This is a genomic window from Symbiobacterium ostreiconchae (assembly GCF_055396975.1).
In genome coordinates, this window is record NZ_AP042454.1 from 3,551,768 (window position 1) to 3,570,140 (window position 18,373).

An 18,373-nucleotide genomic window follows, 5' to 3' on the forward strand; every position below is an offset into this window, starting at 1 on the left:
CACCTCCTGTTCAGCGATCCTGTCCGCTGCCGGGAGACGGGCGCGCACGGCCAGCCCCGGGGCCAGGCCGGCCATCGGCCTCTCCGGAGGCAGGGCCGTCTCCCCCCGTCCCCGGGGCCGGACGGCCGTGATACGGCCCTTCGTACTGGTACAGGTCGCACTCGATGCGGCCGTTGTACAGCTTGCGCTTCCGGTCGGCCCGGCGGCCGAAGTGCCGCTCGAACCCCTTGTGCGCCGTGATCACGAACACCGTCCAGTCCTGCAGCCGGCGAGCCAGGCGGCCGATGTCCCGGTAAAGCGCCTCCACCGCTTCCCGCTCCCCCATCCGCTCTCCGTAGGGCGGGTTGGTGATCAGGTAGCCGTACGCGGCATCCCGCCCGATCTCCTGCAGGGGCTTCTGCGCCAGCCGCACCGACCGGGAGAGGCCCGCCGCCCGCAGGTGGTGCTGTGCCAGCTCCAGGGCCGCTGCGTCGATGTCGGAGCCGCGGATGTCCAGCTTCCGGTCGAGGTCGGCCAGGTCGAACCCCTCCTCCCGGGCCTCCTCCCACAGCCGCGCCGGGATGCACCCCCAGGCCTCCGCGTCAAACGACCGGTGCAGGCCGGGGGCCAGGTTGTGGCCGATCAGCGCGGCCTCGATGGGGATGGTGCCCGAGCCGCAGCAGGGGTCCAGGAGCGGCCGGTCCGGATGCCACCGGGAGAGCAGCACCATGGCCGCCGCCAGCGTCTCCTTGATCGGCGCCTCGGTCACCAGCTTCCGGTAGCCCCGCTTGTGCAGCCCCGGCCCGGTGGTGTCGAGGGTGATGGTCGCCACGTTCTTGACCAGCGAGACATCGATGCTGTACCGTGCCCCGCTCTTGGGGAACCACTCCAGGGGATACCGCTGCCGGAGCCGCTCCACCACCGCCTTCTCGGCCACCTTCTGGCAGGCGGGCACGCTGGAGAGCTGCGACTGGTGCGAGCGGCCGTTCACGATGAAGCGGCCGTCAGCAGGGATCCACTCCTCCCACGGGATCGCCCGTACGCCCTGGAACAGCTCCTCGAACGTCGTGGCCGGGAACGAGCCCATCTCCACCAGCACCCGGTCGGCGGTGCGCAGCCAGAGGTTGGCCCGGCAGATCGCCCGCTCGTCACCGAGAAACCGGATCCGCCCGTTCTCCACCGTCTGCTGGTCGTAGCCCAGGCCTTTCAGCTCGCGGGCGACCACCGCCTCGAGGCCCATCGGGGCGGTGGCGATGAGCCTGAGTTTCCCATCAATGGCCGGCGATGCGGCCGGCTGCTGCGTGTCGGACATGCGTGCGCTCCTTTCTGCGAATGCGCCTCCGCCATGCTGCGGGCGCCGGCCGGGGCTACTGCGACTCCGCCTTCACCGTACGGCCCGGGTGGGGGCTGCTGCGGCCCCACCTTCGCCGTACGGGTGCGGGTCAGGGCTACTGCAGCCCCACCTTCGCCCTACGGGTGCGGGTCAGGGCTACTGCAGCCCCACCTTCGCCCTACGGGTGCGGGTCAGGGCTACTGCAGCCCCGCCTTCGCCCTACGGGTGCGGGTCAGGGCTACTGCGGCCCCGCCTTGACCGTGCGGGCGATGGCGTCCAGGGCCAGCTCCACGTCGGCCGCCGTGATGTCCTTGTGCGTCACCATCCGGATGCGGCGGGGGCCGGTGTCGTTGCAGAGGACCCCTTCTTGCTTCAGCGCCTGCACGAGGGCGGCCGCGGTCCAGCGCCCGTCGGCGATGTCCACCATCACCATGTTGGTCTGGACGGTCTCCATGTCCACCTTCAGCCCCGGGATCGCCGCGATCCCCTCCGCCAGCCGGCGGGCGTTGGCGTGGTCCTCGGCCAGCCGGTCGACCATCATCTCCAGCGCCACGAGCCCGGCGGCCGCCAGCACGCCGGCCTGGCGCATGCCGCCGCCCAGCAGCTTCCGGTACCGGCGGGCCTCCGCGATGAAGTCGCGGGACCCCACCAGCAGCGAGCCCACGGGGGCGGCAAGCCCCTTGGAGAGGCAGAACATCACCGAGTCAACCGGGGCGACCAGTTCGGCCGCAGGGCGGCCCAGGGCCACGGCCGCGTTGAAGATGCGGGCGCCGTCCATGTGCACGGGGATGCCGTGCCGGTGCGCGACCTCGGCCACCGCGGCCACATTCTCGGGCGGGAGCACACAGCCGCCGGAGCGGTTGTGGGTGTTCTCGACGCAGACCAGCCCCGTGCGGGGGAAGTGCACATTGTCGGCCCGGATCGCGGCCTCCACCGCGGCGGGATCCATGGCCCCGCGCACGCCGGGCACAGTCCGCACCTGGCAGGCGGAGAGGGCGGCGATGCCGCCGACCTCATACATGAAGACGTGGCTCTCGGCCTCGACGATGACCTCCTCCCCCCGCCGGGTGTGGGTGAGCACCGCGACCTGGTTGCCCATGGTGCCGGTGGGGACGAACAGCGCGGCCTCCTTGCACAGGATCTCGGCCGCCCGCGCCTCCAGCCGGTTGACCGTGGGGTCTTCGCGGTAGACGTCATCGCCCACCTCCGCTTCGTACATGGCCCGGCGCATCTCCGGCGTCGGCTTCGTCACCGTGTCGCTGCGAAAGTCCAGGTACTGCATGATCCTCGCTCCATCCCTTCCAGTGCAAAACGAGCGACCCGCCGAGGGTCGCCCGCTATGTCTTCGAGGCCTAGCCCAGGGCCCGGTCGATCTTGGCGGCCAGCTCCTTCTTGGGCTGGAACCCGACGATGCGCTCCACCGGCTGCCCGTTCTTGAACAGGATCAGCGTCGGGATCGACATGACGCCGTACCGGGCGGCCAGCTCGTTGTTCTCGTCGACGTTCAGCTTCCCGACCTTCAGCCGGCCTTCATAGTCTGCCGCGATCTCCTCGACCACAGGCGCGATCATGCGACACGGGCCGCACCAGACAGCCCAGAAATCCACCAGAACCGGCAGCGAAGACTGCTCCACCTCCGCAGACCAGTTGCTGCCAGACAGCGTCACGACCTTGTCGCTGGCCAATTTCTGCATCCTCCTTTACGTATGCACCCAACTGACAGTCCCTATTCTAACCAATAGCGAAGTAAGATGTAAAGGCGGCCTTACTTCACCCATCCGGACCGGAGCGGCCGCACGCTGTCGGCGCCGCGCGGCCAGGCGCGCCAAAAAGGGCGACGTTCCGATCGGAACGCCGCCCCATGGTCAGCATACCCCACCATGCCGTGTGACCGGTAGAACAATGAACCTGCTCCCCGCAGGTGGGTGCCCGCTCCGATGCTTTCTGAGTCCCCTGACCACGGACCAGGCCGGGGGGGCGTTCAGGCCACACCGGAATAAAGGCTCCCTTTCTTGAATGTGTTAGGTCATTTCGTACCGGCGATCACGCACATGGTCGGGAGCGCCCTTAGCATGTGTGCTCTCTCCGATTCTCATGATACCCCTGCAAGACCCCCAACACAAGTCTTGACAACGGAAAACCCCGGCGATTGGCCGGGGTTCACGCTTTCAGCAGCCGCACCTCCAGTTCATCCTGCGCCCGCCAGCGCATCGACGCGGCGCCGGGCACGACCACGCAGGGAAGCGGGAAGGTGCGGTGCACCGCGCGCAGCGACGAGCTGGCCCGGAAGTACCCCTCCGCCTCCACCCGCTCGGTGTGGATCCGGTGTCCGGCGACGGAGACCGCGGTGGGCGCGACCTGCACCCGGATGGACCGGGGGTCGAGGCCCGTGGTGCGGAAGCGCAGCGTGATCGCGTGCGCATCTTCCTCCCACTGCGGCGTGGGCCGGGGCCAGTCTTCCTCCGCAGGCCACGGCCGGCGCAGCATGAGGTCCAGCACTGACCGGTACATGCCATTCCCCTCCACTGGTCCATCCTATGCGAGAGGACGGCGCCTGAACGCCGACAGCAGGAACTCGCCACACGTACAAAGAACTGATCTTTGTCTACTTCTATTTTGAGAAAGGTGAATTTCGTTCCAAGGAGGGTTTATATGCCGACGCGGACGATTCAGGATCCTCCCTTTGCCCGTTTCCTGTTCGACAGCACGGCGTCGGCCTGGATCTGGCTGCTGGCCCGGCTCTACCTGGGTTGGCAGTGGCTCCAGGCGGGCTGGCACAAGGTGACGGACCCGGCCTGGATGAACGGGGGCACGGCGCTCAAGGGATTCTGGACCCGGGCGGTCGCCGTTCCCGAGCCGCCGGCCAAGCCGGCCATCACCTACGGGTGGTACCGGGAGTTTCTCACCGCCCTGCTGGAGGGCGGCCACTACACCTGGTTCGGCAAGCTGATCGCGGTGGGCGAGGTGCTCGTGGGCGTGGCCCTGATCCTCGGGCTGCTCACGGGATTCGCCGCCTTCGCCGGGGCGTTCATGAACTTCAACTTCATGCTGGCCGGAACCGCCAGCACGAACCCGGTGCTCTTCACGCTGGCCATCCTGCTGCTCATGGCCTGGAAGGTTGCCGGCTACTGGGGCGTGGACCGCTGGCTGCTGCCCGCCCTGGGCACTCCGTGGGACCGGGCTCCGGCGGCGCCGGAGCGGTACGAGCCGCAACCGGTGCCCAGACCGGGCGAGCGGCCGCAGGTGTGATGGATGGCTGCCCTGCCGGGCATCCCGCGAGAGCCCTCCGGTCATCCCGGAGGGCTCTCCCATGCCTTTGCGCTCACCTGCTCAGGTAATGCTGCACCAGCGCCACCGTCTCCGCCTCGCTCTCCTTTGCCTGCCGCAGCAGCGGGACCAGCGCGGCGGCCTGCTCGGCGCTCACCGGCGTGTTCAGGGTAGAGGGGTCACCCAGATCCTGCCCCAGCACCTCCATCATGCGCCCGTAGATCCCCGCCGTGCGCCGGAAGGCCGCCGCCGCCGGGGCCAGGGCGCTGTCTGCCTCGGCGAGATGCTCGACGTACCGGGCCGCGCACTGACGGGCTTCGGCGTAGACGAACGTGGCGTAACGGCAGCCCTCCTGGCTGAACCCCTCGGTCTGCAGCCCCTGGATCCAGTTGTCGTAGGCCCCGAGGCCGGTCCGGTAGCCGGGGGCAATGGGGCTCGTCCGCGTCATCAGATCCACGTAGTACTGGAGGCTGCTGCGGGCGGTCTGCCGTTCGTCGACGGGCACCCGCTCCAGGATGACCTGGCAGTGCAGGATCGGCGCCCCGGGGAACGAGCGGCCCACGTTCTCGTACAGGATCGGGTTCCCCTTGGGGCCGTAGCAGCCGCTGGTAAGCAGCACGCCATCCTCGTCGTCGTAGCCGTACACCACTCCGAACTCGCCGGTGTCCACGCCCCAGAGCACCACGCCGATGCCCTCGTCGATCGACTGCTTGATCCGCACCACGGCCCGGCGGCAGGCCGCGTCGTAGGTGGGCGATCCGGGCAGCGCCTGATGGACCTCCGAGAGGACGCCGATCTGGTCGAGCGCCGCCAGGTGGGTGTACCTCCAGTCGTACATCGTCACCGAGCTGATGCAGCAGGTCTCGTGCATCACCAGGTGGAACGCCATGCCGGTGCCGCCCATCAGCCGCCAGTACTCCCACGGTCCCATGCCCGCGGCGTCCAGGACCCCCTGCACCGCCCCGACGTAGCTCATCCATCCCTCCACAAACCGGGCGTCGATGGCTCTGCGCTTCCTCTCCATCTTCGTACCCCTTTCCGATGTGCTGCCCGGGTCCGGCCCGGGCGCCTGGGTCGAGCGTACCGGAGGCGGTGTGACATCGCGTGTCATACCGGCGTTCGAACTCACGATTCCGGGCGCCTGGGTCGAGCGTACCGGAGGCGGTGTGACATCGCGTGTCATACCGGCGTTCGAACTCACGATTCTCTCTGCCCGCCCGAGCAGGCGCTCCCGCAGCCAGCGCGGCGACGCTACGCGCCAGTCCGGCGCTTCCCAGAGGGCGCGCAGGAACGCCTCGGGGTCGTGGAACTCAAAGATGGCCTGTCCATCCTCCGCCCAGCCGCGGAAGAAAGGCCTGAGCGGGTCGGGAAGACGCCGCCCCACTCCTGCGGGGCCCCGCAGGCAGGACCGGTAGGGCACCAGGGGCAGGGGGCGGTCCGCACCCGGCAGAGCACGGGCGGCCTGGGTCCCCCGCCCGGCCAGGCGCCGGAACAGGCCGGCAAGGTCGGCATAGACCGGGCCGGCAGCCGCGTCCCGCTCAGCAACCTGGGCATAGTAGTCGGCCAGGTGACCCAGGGCCGCCCGCTGGGTCGGGGTCACGTACGGGCCGGGCAGCACGAACCCCGGCTCGCTGTAGGTGAACCCCCGGTGCCGAGCCGAGTAGACCAGCGGCGCACCCAGCGAGTCCCGCATGTACGCCAGGTCCCGCAGGGCCTGCCGGTGCGAGATCTCGAAAGCGGCGGCCAGCGCGCGGGCGTTGGGACAGCGGCCCGCCCGGATCTGGGCGTCAACCCATTGGATGCGGTGCAGCATGGGCATGGCGGATCACCCGCCCTGCTGATTTCGACGAATCCGGTATTTCTCCTGCGGCCGGGGGCGGATCAGACAACGCGAGCCGGCCGCCCGAGCCCATCTGGCGCTCAGGCGGCCGGCGTCATGCCCCGCACTATTCCTCCACGATCAGGGCGGTGACCATGCCGTACATGCCCATCCGGCCCTCGGCGTGAGACAGGATGTGGCAGTGGAAGGCCCACACGCCGGGCTCGTCGGCCACGACGATCGCGTCCAGCCGCTCGCCCGGGCCGACCGTGACGGTGTCGCACAGGTACGGCTGGGGCAGGAGGTAGCCATCCCGGGCAAAGACCTCCATGGCGAAGCCGTGCAGGTGCATCGGATGGTACATCACGCCCTGGTTCATGAACCGGAAGCGCACCCGCTCGCCCTTCTTCGCCACGAACGGCTCCGTTGCGGGGAAGCTCTTGCCGTTGATAGTGTAGCCGTGGGTGCCGTCGTTGAGCACGACCAGGTAGTCCCGGTCGTAGGCCGGCTCGACGCCAGGATCCTTCGGATCGACGATGAACGCGCCGAGCAGACCGAGCCCGACCTGCTCCGTCGAGTTGTGGTGCGAGTGGTACATGTGGGTGCCGGCGGGCTTGGCGACGAACTCGTAGGTAAAGGTGCCGCCGGGAGGAATCGGGTTCTGCGTGATGAACGGCACGCCGTCCATGTGGTTGGGCACCCGCAGGCCGTGCCAGTGCACGGCGGTGGACTCCTTCATCTCGTTCTTGACATGAATCCGCACCTTGTCGCCCTCGGTCACCCGGATGACAGGCCCCGGCACCATCCCGTTGTAGGCCATGGCGCGAACCTTCTTGCCGGGCTGGGTCTCCCACTCGAGTTCGGTGCAGGTGAGCGCGAAGACCTTCACGTCGCCGTCCATGGTGTACGGCAGAAGCTGGTTCCCCTTGCCCTCCGTCGCCGCCGGGAAGGCCTCGATGCCCTCCTTGTGGTGGCGGTCCATCTCCTGCCAGTCCATGCGCCCGTCGTCGGTGGTCGATGGGGTCTGGGAGGAGCTGCCGTGATCGTTGCCGTGTTCGCTGCTGCCGCTGGCGCATCCAGCGAGCCCGAGAACCATCAGGCCGCCCGTGACCAGGCCTGCGGCCTTGATGAAGTCGCGGCGCGTCTCAACTGCCATGATGCGAACGACCCCCTATCCTGTTTGTCTCCAGTATGGGGGGCCGCAGACGTATACCGCATGAGGCGCGGTTACTAAAGATACAGTTATTTTTCATGCCGAAATTCCGGACGAACAACCTATTCGTCGGTCGCGGATCCTATGCGGGCGGTCGCGCCCACTCCGGGATCCGCCCGATCGGCCCGCAGCCGAGCCCCTGTACGCCGCGCCGCGGCCTCACGGGTGCGCGCCCGCACCCGAGGTCGCCATGCGCCGCAGGATCTCCTCAACGGCCCGGCCGACCCCGTCCTCCGCCCGGATGGCTTCCCCCAGGGCCGCAGCCCTGCGCTGCATCCCGGTGTCCGCAATCAGCGCCTGAATCGCCGCCGCCAGCCGCTCCGCCGTAAGCCGCCTGCGGGGAATCGGCGCGGGGCCGACGCCCAGTTGATGCACCACCCGGCCCCAGAACGGCTGGTCCGTGGTGGCCGGACAGACCAGGGTCGGCTTGCCCGCGGCCAGACCGGCCGCGACCGTGCCTGCACCGCCGTGGTGGACCACCGCGGCTACCCGCGGGAAGAGCCAGTCGTGGGGCGCCTCGGGGATGGCGAGGACGTCCGGGGAGAGGAGTCTCGGCCCGTCGCCGCTTCCCGTGGCGAGGATGCCCCGCACGCCAGCCTGGCTGAGGGCCTCCAGCGCCATCCGGGTGCCCTCGTCCCGGTCCAGGCCCGCGACCGACCCGAACCCGACGTACACCGGGGGAGGCCCGGCCTCGAGGAAGGCGGACAGAGCCTCAGGGGGATCCCAGACCTGAACCCGCCTGGCGAACCAGTAGCCCGTGACGACCGCCTCGGGCGGCCAGTCGGCGGGCGGCGGCACGACGTGGCGGCTGAAGGCGTGCAGCACCGGAACCGGCTGGCCGCCCTGCGTGAACTCATTCTCACGGCGCGGCCCCAGGCCCAGCACTTCCCGGCGCCACGCGTCGATCATCTTCCGGAACGGGCGGGTGCCCGAACGCACGGCGGCGTAGGTGAGCCGGTTCAGGAAGCCGCCCAGGTCCCGGCTGACGAAGGCGGGTGCCGGGAACGTCGCCGTGGGCACAACGACCGGCACCGGCGCCCCGATGAAGCAGGGCACCCGCAGCCGCTCGGCCAGGTGGACGCCAGCCAGCGCCTTGGGATGGTAGATGATGGCATCCGCCCCCTGCACCGCCGCCCAGGCGTCATCCAGCATGCGGCGCATCATGGGGATGACGGTCTGCCTGACCGCCTGCATCGTCTTGATCGGGTTCCCCCGGAGGGCCGCCTTGCCCTCGGGCGACTCCAGTAGGGCTGTGAAGTCGCTGCCCATGGGGAAGAAGTCAACGCCGTAACTCCGAACGAAGGACTCGAAGGCGCGAGGGGCAGCCAGCACCGCCTCGTGTCCGGCAGCGGAGAAACCCTGTGCCAGGGCCACGAAGGGCTGGATATCGCCCCGGGTACCGGTGGCGAGGATTGCGAACTTCATCGGCCGGTCCTCCTCGGTCATGCTGCGTGCGCCCCGCGATCTGAGTCATGCACAGCCATAGCTTACCATAAATTGTGGCCCCGGCTGGGATGGTCACGCCCCGAAGCATTCGGTCTGTTCGCTCTCGCTGTGGGTCCCCCGCGGCAGGCAACTCTTCCCTGCGGCTTCCGGTCTGTTCATGCTCGGTGTGGGCAGCCCCGGCCGGGATGGTCACGCCCCGAAGCATTCGGTCTGTTCGCTCTCGCTGTGGGTCCCCGCGCGACAGGCAGGTCTTCCCTGCGAGCTTCCGGTCTGTTCGTGCTCGGTGTGGGCAGCCCCGCCTGGGATGGCCACGCCCCGAAGCATCCGGTCTGTTCGCTCTCGCTGTGGGTCCCCCGCGGCAGGCAGGTCTTCCCTGCGGCTTCCGGTCTGTTCGTGCTCCGTGTGGGCGGCCCCGGCCGGGATGGTCACGCCCCGAAGCACCCGGTCTGTTCGCTCTCGCTGTGGGTCCCCCGCGGCAGGCAGGTCTTCCCTGCGGCTTCCGGTCTGTTCGTGCTCCGTGTGGCCAGCCCCGCCTGGGATGGCCACGCCCCGAAGCATCCGGTCTGTAAGCCGTCAGTGTTGGCTGCGCAAGCCGGTGCCCCCATCGCTGTGCCGCCCCGAGAGGTACGCCTCCTCGTTTACACCAACACGCAGTGCGAACAGAGCAGATACCACCCGGAGAGGTATCCGCCGGCGCCCTCACCAACGCGCAATACGAACAGAACGGATGCCGCCCCGGGGGTGCCTCTCTCCCCCGGGGCGGCATCCATGCCGGAACCCACGCCCCTGCCTACAGCCGGGGCCAGGTCGCCTCCAGGATGATGCCGTTCGGATCGACGAACAGCATGTTCTGAATCGGCCCGATCGATCCGGTCGGGGTGGCCTGCACGCCGTGCTGCTCCAGGCGGGTGCGCAGGGCCACGGCCGCCTCCGCGTCCGGCAGGGAGAACGCGATGTGCTGCAGCGCACCGGGAATGAACCGCCCGTGCTGCAGTTCTTCCAGGGTCACCCGGGGAATCTGGGCAGAGGGATCCTCGAAGAAATGCAACCCCCAGGTCTCCGCGTCCTCACCGGGGCGGATGAAGCAGTGTCGCTGCGGCAGCACACCCCCGCCGACCCGGACCTCGCCAACCTGCATACCGAGCACCTCACCGTAGAACCGGACCGTGGCGTCGAGATCCGGCGTGACGACGGCGATGTGGTGGAAACCCTTCCACGGGATGCTGCGATCCATGGGCACACCTCCCTTGCACTCCGCACCGACCACGGACACAAGGTTAGACGTCGCAGCAGGGATCGATCCCGTCGCCCGACCCCGATGCGCCAGCACCGGTCAGGGCCGGCAGCAGGGCGGCGCACTTGCCGGCACCGGCATTACTGCGGCAGCAGGTCGAAGCGGTCCAGGTTCATCACCTTGGTCCAGGCCTTGACGAAGTCCTGGACGAACTTCTCCTGGCCGTCGGCGGAGGCGTAGACCTCCGCGATCGCCCTCAGCTGCGAGTTGGCGCCGAAGATCAGGTCGACCCGGGTGGCGGTCCACTTCAGCTCGCCGGTGGAGCGGTCGCGGCCTTCGAAGACGTTCTCGTCGTCGGTGGCGTTCCACTGCCAGCGCATGTCGAGCAGGTTGACGAAGAAGTCGTTGGTGAGGGCCCCCGGCCGGTCGGTGAGGACGCCGTGCTTCGTGCGGCCCCAGTTGCAGTCCAGCACCCGCAGGCCGCCGATGAGCACCGTCATCTCCGGCGCGGTGAGCGTCAGCAGCTGAGCGCGGTCCACCAGGAGGTGCTCGGCGGGCACGGCGAACTTCGTCTTCAGGTAGTTGCGGAACCCGTCGTGCACCAGCTCCAGGTAGGCGAACGACTCCACGTCGGTCTGATCCTGCCGCGCATCGACCCGACCCGGCGTGAAGGGCACGGTGATCTCGAACCCGGCGTTCCGGGCCGCCTGCTCGATGCCGACGCATCCGGCCAGGACGATCAGGTCGGCCAGCGACACGCGCTTGCCGCCGGTCTGCGACCGGTTGAACTCCTGCTGGATGCCCTCCAGGGTCTCCAGCACCGGCCGCAGCTGCTCGGGCTCGTTCACCTCCCAGTCCTTCTGGGGCGCCAGCCGGATGCGCGCTCCGTTGGCGCCGCCCCGCTTGTCGGAGCCGCGGAAGGTGGAGGCCGACGCCCAGGCCGTCATGACCATCTCGCGGATCGACATCCCGGAGGCCAGGATCCGCTGCTTCAGGGCGGCGATGTCGGCCTCATCGATCAGCTCGTAGTCCCGGGCCGGCAGCGGATCCTGCCAGATGAAGTCCTCCTCGGGCACCTCCGGACCCAGGTAGCGGGAGCGCGGGCCCATGTCGCGGTGGGTCAGCTTGAACCACGCGCGGGCAAATGCCTGGGCGAACTCATCGGGGTTCTCCAGGAAGCGGCGGGCGATCTTCTCGTAGACCGGGTCCACCTTCAGGGCGATGTCGGTGGTGAGCATGCCGGGGGCATGCCGCTTGTCGGGGTCGTGCGCGTCGGGGACGGTGCCGGCCCCGGCGCCGTTCTTGGGCCGCCACTGCCAGGCGCCCGCAGGGCTCTTGGTCAGCTCCCACTCGTAGCCGAAGAGGTTCCACAGGTAATTGCTCGTCCACTTGGTCGGACTGGACGTCCAGGTGACCTCCAGCCCGCTGCCGATGGTATCGGGACCCTTGCCGGAGCCGTAGGAGCTGATCCAGCCCAGGCCCATCTGCTCGATGGGGGCCGCCTCCGGCTCGGGTCCCACGTAGGACGTCGGGCCGGCGCCGTGGGTCTTGCCGAAGGTGTGCCCGCCGGCGATGAGAGCCACCGTCTCCTCGTCGTTCATGCCCATGCGCTTGAAGGTCTCGCGGATCTGCTCCGCAGCTTTCAGCGGATCGGGCTCACCGCCTGGCCCTTCCGGGTTCACGTAGATCAGGCCCATCTGCGTCGCGGCGAGGGGGTTCTCCAGCTCGCCCTCCGCGCTGATGCGCTCGTCGCCCAGCCATTCCCGCTCCTTGCCCCAGTAGACGTCCTCCTCCGGCTCCCAGACGTCGGCCCTCCCCCCAGCGAAGCCGATGGTCTTCAGGCCCATCGACTCCAGGGCGACGTTGCCGGCGAGGATCATGAGGTCGGCCCAGGAGATGCGGCGGCCGTACTTCTGCTTGATCGGCCAGAGCAGGCGGCGGGCCTTGTCGAGGTTGACGTTGTCGGGCCAGCTGTTCAGCGGCGCAAAGCGCTGGGTGCCCGACTCGGCGCCGCCCCGGCCGTCCTGGATGCGGTAGGTGCCTGCGCTGTGCCAGGCCATGCGGATGAAGAGCGGTCCGTAGTGCCCGAAGTCGGCGGGCCACCAGTCCTGGGAATCGGTCATCAGCTTGCGGAGATCCTCTTTCAGGGCCCAGTAGTCCAGCTTCTTGAACTCCTCCCGGTAGTCGAAGTCCTGGCCCATCGGGTTGGACTTCTCGCTGTGCTGGTGCAGGATCCGCAGGTTCAGCTGATTGGGCCACCAGTCCTTGTTGGTCGGCCCCATGCCGGCGACAGGGCGCTTCTCTTCGCTCATGACGGCTCATCCCTCCGTATGGCTTGCTAGTCGGAACTGACCGACTCTCTTTTCGATTCGGCGCATCGGTGTCGAATCCTGCTGAGATTTATTCTCATTCTAAATCGAAAATGCGCCCCGCCCGCGACCGGCCGGACAGCCGGGCGCGAAGGGCGCGTGGACCAAACCAATCCGTCCTGGAACGCCGGGGGCCCGGGCAGCGAAGGCCGGGCTGGGCCATGACCGAAGGAGGCGAACGGTTTGCAGATCTATTTGGAGACCGAACGGCTGTACCTGCGGCAGTTCACCCCTGCCGATGTAGACAACCTGGTGGATCTGGACGCAGACCCCGAGGTGATGCGCTACCTCACCGGCGGCAGGTCGACGCCCCGTACACAGGTGGAGCAGGTGACCCTGCCCCGGATCCTCGGCGACTACGCCCGCCATCCCGGCTTCGGCTGCTGGGCGGCCGTGGAGAAGGCGAGCGGCGCCTTCGTGGGCTGGTTCCTCCTGCGGCCCCGGACGGGCAGGACGGACGGGACGGGCTCCGATCCGATGGCCTCCGACCGGACCGGCTCGGACCGGATGAGTTCCGACGGGGCCGGCATCGACCAGGCCGAGCTGGGCTACCGGCTGCGCCGCGCCGCCTGGGGAAAGGGCTACGCGACCGAGGGGGCCCGCGCGCTCATCCGCAAGGGCTTCACCGAACTCGGCGTCCGGCGGATCTTCGCCCAGACCATGGCCGTGAACCGGGCATCCCGGCGGGTGATGGAGAAGTGCGGCATGAAGCTGGTGCGCGTCTTCTACCCGGACTGGGACGACCCGATCCCCGGCGCCGAGGCGGGCGAGGTCGAGTACGCGCTGACCCGGGAGGAGTGGGAGCGGCTCTCCTGACAGCATCGTGGCCCCGCCTTCCGCCTGGAAGCGAGGTCTCGCCGTCAGTCCCCCGGGCCGCCAGCCGTTGACAGAGCCACAGCACCGAACTGGGGTAAGCACCCGTGAACGCCCTGAAGCGCATGATCCGTTCCCGCCACCTCATGCTTTTTCTCTGGGCGAAGATGGTGGCGCTGATCTGCGTGCAGGTCTATACCGTGATGCAATCCTGGCTGGTTCTGGATCTGACAGGGTCGACGCAAGGCCGATCAGACATGCCGTCATTCGGTCCGACTGCGCGCGTCAAATGCCCCGGCAGGCCGCGCCTGCCGGGGCATTCCCCTTCGGCCGGATCCGCCCCATGACGCCGGGGTGCGGCTGCCGGTCCCGGGCTTACGGGCGAATCCGGCCCATGACCAGGACGTCCACGTACTGCCCGTCGCGGAAGGCCGCCATCCGCTTGCGCCCCTCGACGGCGAAACCAAAGGACTCGTAGAGCCGGATAGCGCGCCCGTTGTCCGGGTAGACCTCCAGCTCGATCCGGAGGATGTTGAGCCACCGGTCGGCGGCCTCGATGGCCGCCGCCATCAGGGCCCGGCCGACGCCCTTCCCCTGGTGGGCGTCGTGCACCGACATCCCCAGGCTGGCGACATGCAGGGTCCGGGGCCTCGGGCTCCTGTGCAGCCCCAGGTTGCCCACCACCTTCCCGTCCACCTCGGCCACCAGCACGTAATCGTACCGGGGGTCGTTGGCCTCCAGCCTCTTGCGCCACGACTCCGGCGTGGTGTGTGGGAGCTGCAACGTACCATAGTACACCTGTGGCTGGGTCATGATCTCCGCGAACGCCTCTGCGTCCGACGGCCGGGCCATGCGGATGCGGATCGGGTCCATCGGGGCTCCTCCCTTCCGGATCATCTCGGGGGACCGCCCGGGGGCGCGCCTGCCCGCTCTATGAGACGGTTCAAACCCACCAACCGTTCGCCCGGCGGCCCGCCTGAACAAGGCCACCAACAGCCAGTGCGAACAGAAGGGGCTGTCCCACCAGCGCAATCCGCTGATGGGACAGCCCCGTTCGTCCGCTAGACCGTCGTCCGGATGTGCAGCTCCCGGAGCTGCTTCTCCGACACGTCGCTGGGGGCGTCGGTCATCAGGCACGTGGCCTTGGCCGTCTTCGGGAAGGCGATCACGTCCCGGATCGACTGCCGGCCGGCCAGCAGCATGACGAACCGGTCGAGGCCGAAGGCGATGCCGCCGTGGGGCGGGGCGCCGTACTCGAAGGCGTCCAGCAGGAAGCCGAACTTGGCCAGCGCCTCCTCGGGCGTGAAGCCCAGCAGCTCGAACATCCGGTTCTGCAGCGGCCGCTGGTGGATTCGGATCGACCCGCCGCCCAGCTCGACGCCGTTCAGGACCAGGTCGTAGGCGTTGGCCCGGATCGCCGCCAGCTCCTCCCGGGTCGCCCCCTCCTTGAAGACCTTGTCCAGGTCCTCGGGGTGCGGCGACGTGAACGGGTGGTGCACCGCCACGAAGCGGTTCTCCTCCTCGTCCCACTCCAGCAGCGGGAAGTCGACCACCCAGAGCAGGTTGAACTCTCCGGGCTTGCGCAGGCCCAGGCGGCTGCCCATCTCGATCCGCAGGGCGCCCAGGGCGGCCGCCACCACGGCCGGCTGGTCGGCGACGAAGAGCAGCAGGTCGCCGGGCTCGCCCTCCAGCCGGCGGATGATCTCCTGCGTCTCCGCCTCGGTGAGGAACTTGGTGAAGGAGGAGCGCACCTCGCCGTCCTCACCCAGGGCGATGTAGGCGAGCCCCTTCGCCTTGAAGGTCTTCACGAAGCCGGTCAGCTCATCGATCTGCTTGCGGGAGTACCCGCCGCAGCCCTTGGCGTTGATGCCCTTCACCTGACCGCCGGCCTCCACGGCGCCCTTGAAGACGCCGAAGCCGCAGCCGGCCGCCACATCGCTGACGTCCACCAGCTCCATGCCGAAGCGCAGGTCGGGCTTGTCGGAACCGTACCGGGCCATGGCCTCGGCGTAGGTGAGCCGCTTGAAGGGGGTGGGCACCTCCACGCCCAGGGCGTCCCGGAAGACCCGGGCGACCATCTGCTCCATCATCGACAGCACGTCGTCCCGCTCCACGAACGACATCTCCACGTCGATCTGCGTGAACTCCGGCTGCCGGTCCGCCCGCAGGTCCTCGTCCCGGAAGCAGCGGACGATCTGCACGTACCGCTCCAGGCCGCTCACCATGCAGAGCTGCTTGAAGATCTGCGGCGACTGGGGCAGGGCGTAGAACTTGCCGGGGTTCACCCGGGAGGGCACCAGGTAGTCGCGGGCCCCCTCGGGCGTCGACTTGGTGAGCATCGGGGTCTCGATCTCCACGAAGCCGTTCTCGTCGAAGAAGTCCCGCACCGCCTTGGTGACCCGGTGCCGGAGGATCAGGTTGCGCTGCATCTCCGGACGGCGCAGATCGAGGTAGCGGTACTTCAGCCGCACCGTCTCGTCGACGTCGATGTCGTCCTGGATATAGAAGGGCGGGGTCTTGGCCGGGTTGAGGATGCGCAGGTCCCGGGCCCGGATCTCGAACCGGCCCGTCGGGATGTTGGGGTTCACCGCATCCGGCGCCCGGAGGGTCAGCAGGCCGCGCACGGCCAGCACGTACTCCGAGCGCACCTGCTCGGCCTTGTCGAAGATCTCGCTGCCGCACTCCTCCGCGTCGAAGACCACCTGGACGATGCCGGTCCGGTCGCGCAGGTCCACGAAGATCAGGCCGCCGTGGTCCCGCCGCCGCTGGACCCAGCCGTTGACGATGACCTCCTGGCCCACCAGGTGCTCCGCCACCTCGCCGCAGAAGACGGTCCGCTTCATGCCGTGAATCGATTCGCTCATACGTCAGCCCTCCGCAAGTGCGAGATAATCTGGTCGAGCGGGACGCGCTCCTGTGTTCCCTCGTCCATGTGCTTCACCGATGCCTCGCCGCGCTGGACTTCGTCCTCGCCCAGGATGACCACATGCCGGGCGTTCTGCTTGCCCGCGTACTTCATCTGCGCCTTCAGGCTCCGCCCCAGGTAGTCGATGTCCGCCGAGATGCCCGCCTCCCGGAGCCGGTACAGGAGCTGCAGGCCGACGGGCCGGGCCGCCTCGCCCAGGGTGACCACGAAGGCATCCAGCCGGGGCCGGTCGGCGAAGGGGGCCGTCAGCCCCTCCTCCTCCAGGACCATCAGCACCCGCTCCATGCCCATGCCGAACCCGACGCCCGGCGTGGGCCTGCCGCCCACCACCTCGATCAGGCCGTCGTAGCGGCCGCCACCCCACAGGGCCGACTGCGCCCCGAGCTTCGGGTGCAGCACCTCGAAGACAGTCTTGGTGTAGTAGTCCAGCCCCCGCACGATGCGGGTGTCGACCTGGTACGGGATCCCCATCGCCTTCAGGTGGGCGAGGAGCCCCTCCCAGTGGCTGCGGCAGTCGTCGCAGAGGTAGTCCAGCGTCACCGGGGCGGTCCGCTGCGCCGGGTGGCCGGCGTCCCGCTTGCAGTCCAGCAGCCGGAGCGGGTTCTTCTCGAACCGGGTGTTGCAGTCCTCGCAGAGCTCGGCCAGGTGCGGCCGGAAGTGTTTCTGCAGAGCCTCCCGGTACCGGGGCCGGCACTGGGGACAGCCGATGGAGTTGAGCGAGACCACCAGGCCCGTAAGCCCCAGCCGGGCGACCACGTCCAGCCCCAGCTTGATCACCTCGGCGTCCACCGCCGGATCCTGGGCGCCGAAGACCTCCACGTCCAGCTGGTGGAAGCCCCGGAACCGGCCCTTCTGCACGTTCTCGTACCGGAACGCCGGTCCGTAGGCGAAGATCTTGGTGGGCTGCGGGTTGTTGTACAGGCCGTTTTCCAGGTAGGCCCGCACCAGCCCGGCCGTGAACTCGGGCCGCATCGCCATCCGGCGGGCGTCGGGGTCATCGCCCCGGGGCGTGATGTTGAACATCTCCTTCGTCACGATGTCCGTGGTCGACCCGACGCCGTGGATGAAGAGATCCACGTACTCCACCATCGGCGGCCGGAGCTCCTGGTAGCCGTAAAGGCGGGCGACCTCCCGGAAGACCTCCTCCAGCCGCTGCCAGCGGTACGAGTCCCGCCAGCCGTACTGCTCGCCGGGCAGGATGTCATTGAAGCCCCGCGGTGCCTGCATGCTCACGTTCCATCCACTCCTCGTCCCAATCCTGAAAGGTTCGCCGGGTCGCCCAGATAGACCGGATCGATGGGCTCCTCCCGCACGGCGCCGTCCATGATGTAGACCCAGTAGGCCCTGGCCCCCGGCCGGGAGCTGACCACCCGCACCAGGTGGTCGCCGATGTAGTGCAGGGCCACGCCGTCGTCGGCCGCGATGCCGTCGGCCAGAACCCCCGCTTTCCGCAGCCGGTGGTAGGCCGGCCGCCGCTCGGGCTCGCCGTCGTAGTGCGGGCAGTGGCTCCCTTTCAGGAAGCCCAGCCCCCGGAGGGCGGTGAGTTCGCCGGGGATCGAGTCGGTCACGCCCTGCTCAAACCAGCAGATGGCGCCGGCGCTGAGCCCCGCCAGGATGATGCCCTGCTCCCAGGCGGTGCGCAGCACCTGGTCCAGTTCCCACTCCCGCCAGAGGGCCAGCATGTTCTTGGTGTTGCCGCCGCCCACGTAGATCACGTCCTGCACCAGCAGGTGAGCGGCCATGTCCCGGACCGTCGGGCGCAGCAGGGAGAGGTGCGAGGGCTCCGCCCCAAGCTGCGTCATCGCCCGGTAGAACTCGACGATGTAGCCCTCTGCGTCGCCGCTGGCGGTGGGCAGGAAACAGACCTTGGGCCGGGTCTTGCCGGTGAGGCCCAGCACGTACCGGTCCAGGAGCGGGTTCTCGGGTTCCATGGAAAAGCCGCCGCCGCCCATCGCCACAATCTGCTTCATCTTC

General features: G+C 68.8%; 16 protein-coding genes and 1 other RNA gene. 3 read left to right on the plus strand and 14 right to left on the minus strand.

What is annotated here, in order from left to right; genetic code table 11:
- Positions 1-10 precede the first annotated feature (10 nt).
- The 5 genes from ACZ5UM_RS17055 to ACZ5UM_RS17075 form a co-directional block, all read right to left on the minus strand.
- On the minus strand, positions 11-1,291 hold the full coding sequence (locus ACZ5UM_RS17055) for a THUMP domain-containing class I SAM-dependent RNA methyltransferase (RefSeq protein WP_464845728.1): 1,281 nt from the start codon (positions 1,289-1,291) through the stop codon (positions 11-13).
- A gap of 259 nt (positions 1,292-1,550) precedes the next feature.
- Positions 1,551-2,594, minus strand: a complete 1,044-nt coding sequence (gene ltaE, locus ACZ5UM_RS17060; RefSeq protein WP_464845730.1) for a low-specificity L-threonine aldolase — start codon at positions 2,592-2,594, stop codon at positions 1,551-1,553.
- Positions 2,595-2,664: 70 nt separating this feature from the next.
- On the minus strand, positions 2,665-2,997 hold the full coding sequence (gene trxA / locus ACZ5UM_RS17065; protein WP_464845732.1) for a thioredoxin: 333 nt from the start codon (positions 2,995-2,997) through the stop codon (positions 2,665-2,667).
- A 183-nt stretch (positions 2,998-3,180) separates the two neighbouring features.
- Positions 3,181-3,376, minus strand: a non-coding RNA gene (gene ssrS, locus ACZ5UM_RS17070) — 6S RNA.
- A gap of 96 nt (positions 3,377-3,472) precedes the next feature.
- Positions 3,473-3,823: an Hsp20/alpha crystallin family protein gene (locus ACZ5UM_RS17075; RefSeq protein ID WP_464845735.1), complete on the minus strand. Its 351-nt coding sequence runs from the start codon at positions 3,821-3,823 to the stop codon at positions 3,473-3,475.
- A 141-nt stretch (positions 3,824-3,964) separates the two neighbouring features.
- Here ACZ5UM_RS17075 and ACZ5UM_RS17080 point away from each other — a divergent pair, with 141 nt between their 5' ends.
- The gene (locus ACZ5UM_RS17080) at positions 3,965-4,561 is read left to right on the plus strand and encodes a DoxX family protein (protein ID WP_464845736.1); all 597 of its coding nucleotides are present in this window, start codon (positions 3,965-3,967) and stop codon (positions 4,559-4,561) included.
- Positions 4,562-4,634: 73 nt separating this feature from the next.
- Here ACZ5UM_RS17080 and ACZ5UM_RS17085 read toward each other — a convergent pair whose 3' ends face one another.
- The 5 genes from ACZ5UM_RS17085 to katG all read right to left on the minus strand — a co-directional run bounded on the left by ACZ5UM_RS17085 (position 4,635) and on the right by katG (position 12,603).
- Positions 4,635-6,398, minus strand: a complete 1,764-nt coding sequence (locus ACZ5UM_RS17085) for a WYL domain-containing transcriptional factor (RefSeq protein ID WP_464845738.1) — start codon at positions 6,396-6,398, stop codon at positions 4,635-4,637.
- 127 nt (positions 6,399-6,525) lie between these two features.
- Positions 6,526-7,554, minus strand: coding sequence for a multicopper oxidase family protein (locus ACZ5UM_RS17090; RefSeq protein ID WP_464845740.1), 1,029 nt, complete (start codon positions 7,552-7,554; stop codon positions 6,526-6,528).
- 216 nt (positions 7,555-7,770) lie between these two features.
- On the minus strand, positions 7,771-9,036 hold the full coding sequence (locus ACZ5UM_RS17095; RefSeq protein WP_464845741.1) for a glycosyltransferase: 1,266 nt from the start codon (positions 9,034-9,036) through the stop codon (positions 7,771-7,773).
- Between the two features lie 811 nt (positions 9,037-9,847).
- Positions 9,848-10,291 (minus strand): VOC family protein, encoded by a 444-nt coding sequence (locus ACZ5UM_RS17100; RefSeq protein WP_464845742.1) that lies wholly within the window; start codon positions 10,289-10,291, stop codon positions 9,848-9,850.
- A gap of 140 nt (positions 10,292-10,431) precedes the next feature.
- Positions 10,432-12,603: a catalase/peroxidase HPI gene (gene katG / locus ACZ5UM_RS17105; RefSeq protein ID WP_464845744.1), complete on the minus strand. Its 2,172-nt coding sequence runs from the start codon at positions 12,601-12,603 to the stop codon at positions 10,432-10,434.
- A 240-nt stretch (positions 12,604-12,843) separates the two neighbouring features.
- On the opposite strand from katG, the gene ACZ5UM_RS17110 reads away from it, so the two are divergent.
- Complete coding sequence (locus ACZ5UM_RS17110) at positions 12,844-13,476, plus strand: GNAT family N-acetyltransferase (protein WP_464845747.1); 633 nt, start codon at positions 12,844-12,846, stop codon at positions 13,474-13,476.
- A 104-nt stretch (positions 13,477-13,580) separates the two neighbouring features.
- A complete protein-coding gene (locus ACZ5UM_RS17115) occupies positions 13,581-13,820 on the plus strand; it encodes a hypothetical protein (protein ID WP_464845748.1) in 240 nt (79 codons plus the stop codon).
- 28 nt (positions 13,821-13,848) lie between these two features.
- On the opposite strand, the gene ACZ5UM_RS17120 is transcribed toward ACZ5UM_RS17115, so the two are convergent.
- From ACZ5UM_RS17120 to ACZ5UM_RS17135, 4 genes are all read right to left on the minus strand, one after another.
- Positions 13,849-14,346 carry a GNAT family N-acetyltransferase gene (locus ACZ5UM_RS17120; protein ID WP_464845749.1) on the minus strand — a complete coding sequence of 166 codons (498 nt, stop codon included), beginning with the start codon at positions 14,344-14,346 and terminating at the stop codon, positions 13,849-13,851.
- 188 nt (positions 14,347-14,534) lie between these two features.
- Positions 14,535-16,337 carry an aspartate--tRNA ligase gene (gene aspS / locus ACZ5UM_RS17125; protein ID WP_464845753.1) on the minus strand — a complete coding sequence of 601 codons (1,803 nt, stop codon included), beginning with the start codon at positions 16,335-16,337 and terminating at the stop codon, positions 14,535-14,537.
- Entirely contained in the window at positions 16,334-17,632 is a 1,299-nt protein-coding gene (gene hisS / locus ACZ5UM_RS17130; protein ID WP_464845755.1) for a histidine--tRNA ligase, read from the minus strand. The genes aspS and hisS overlap by 4 nt, the downstream gene beginning before the upstream one ends.
- The gene (locus tag ACZ5UM_RS17135; RefSeq protein ID WP_464845758.1) at positions 17,629-18,369 is read right to left on the minus strand and encodes a Type 1 glutamine amidotransferase-like domain-containing protein; all 741 of its coding nucleotides are present in this window, start codon (positions 18,367-18,369) and stop codon (positions 17,629-17,631) included. The genes hisS and ACZ5UM_RS17135 overlap by 4 nt, the downstream gene beginning before the upstream one ends.
- Positions 18,370-18,373 lie beyond the last annotated feature (4 nt).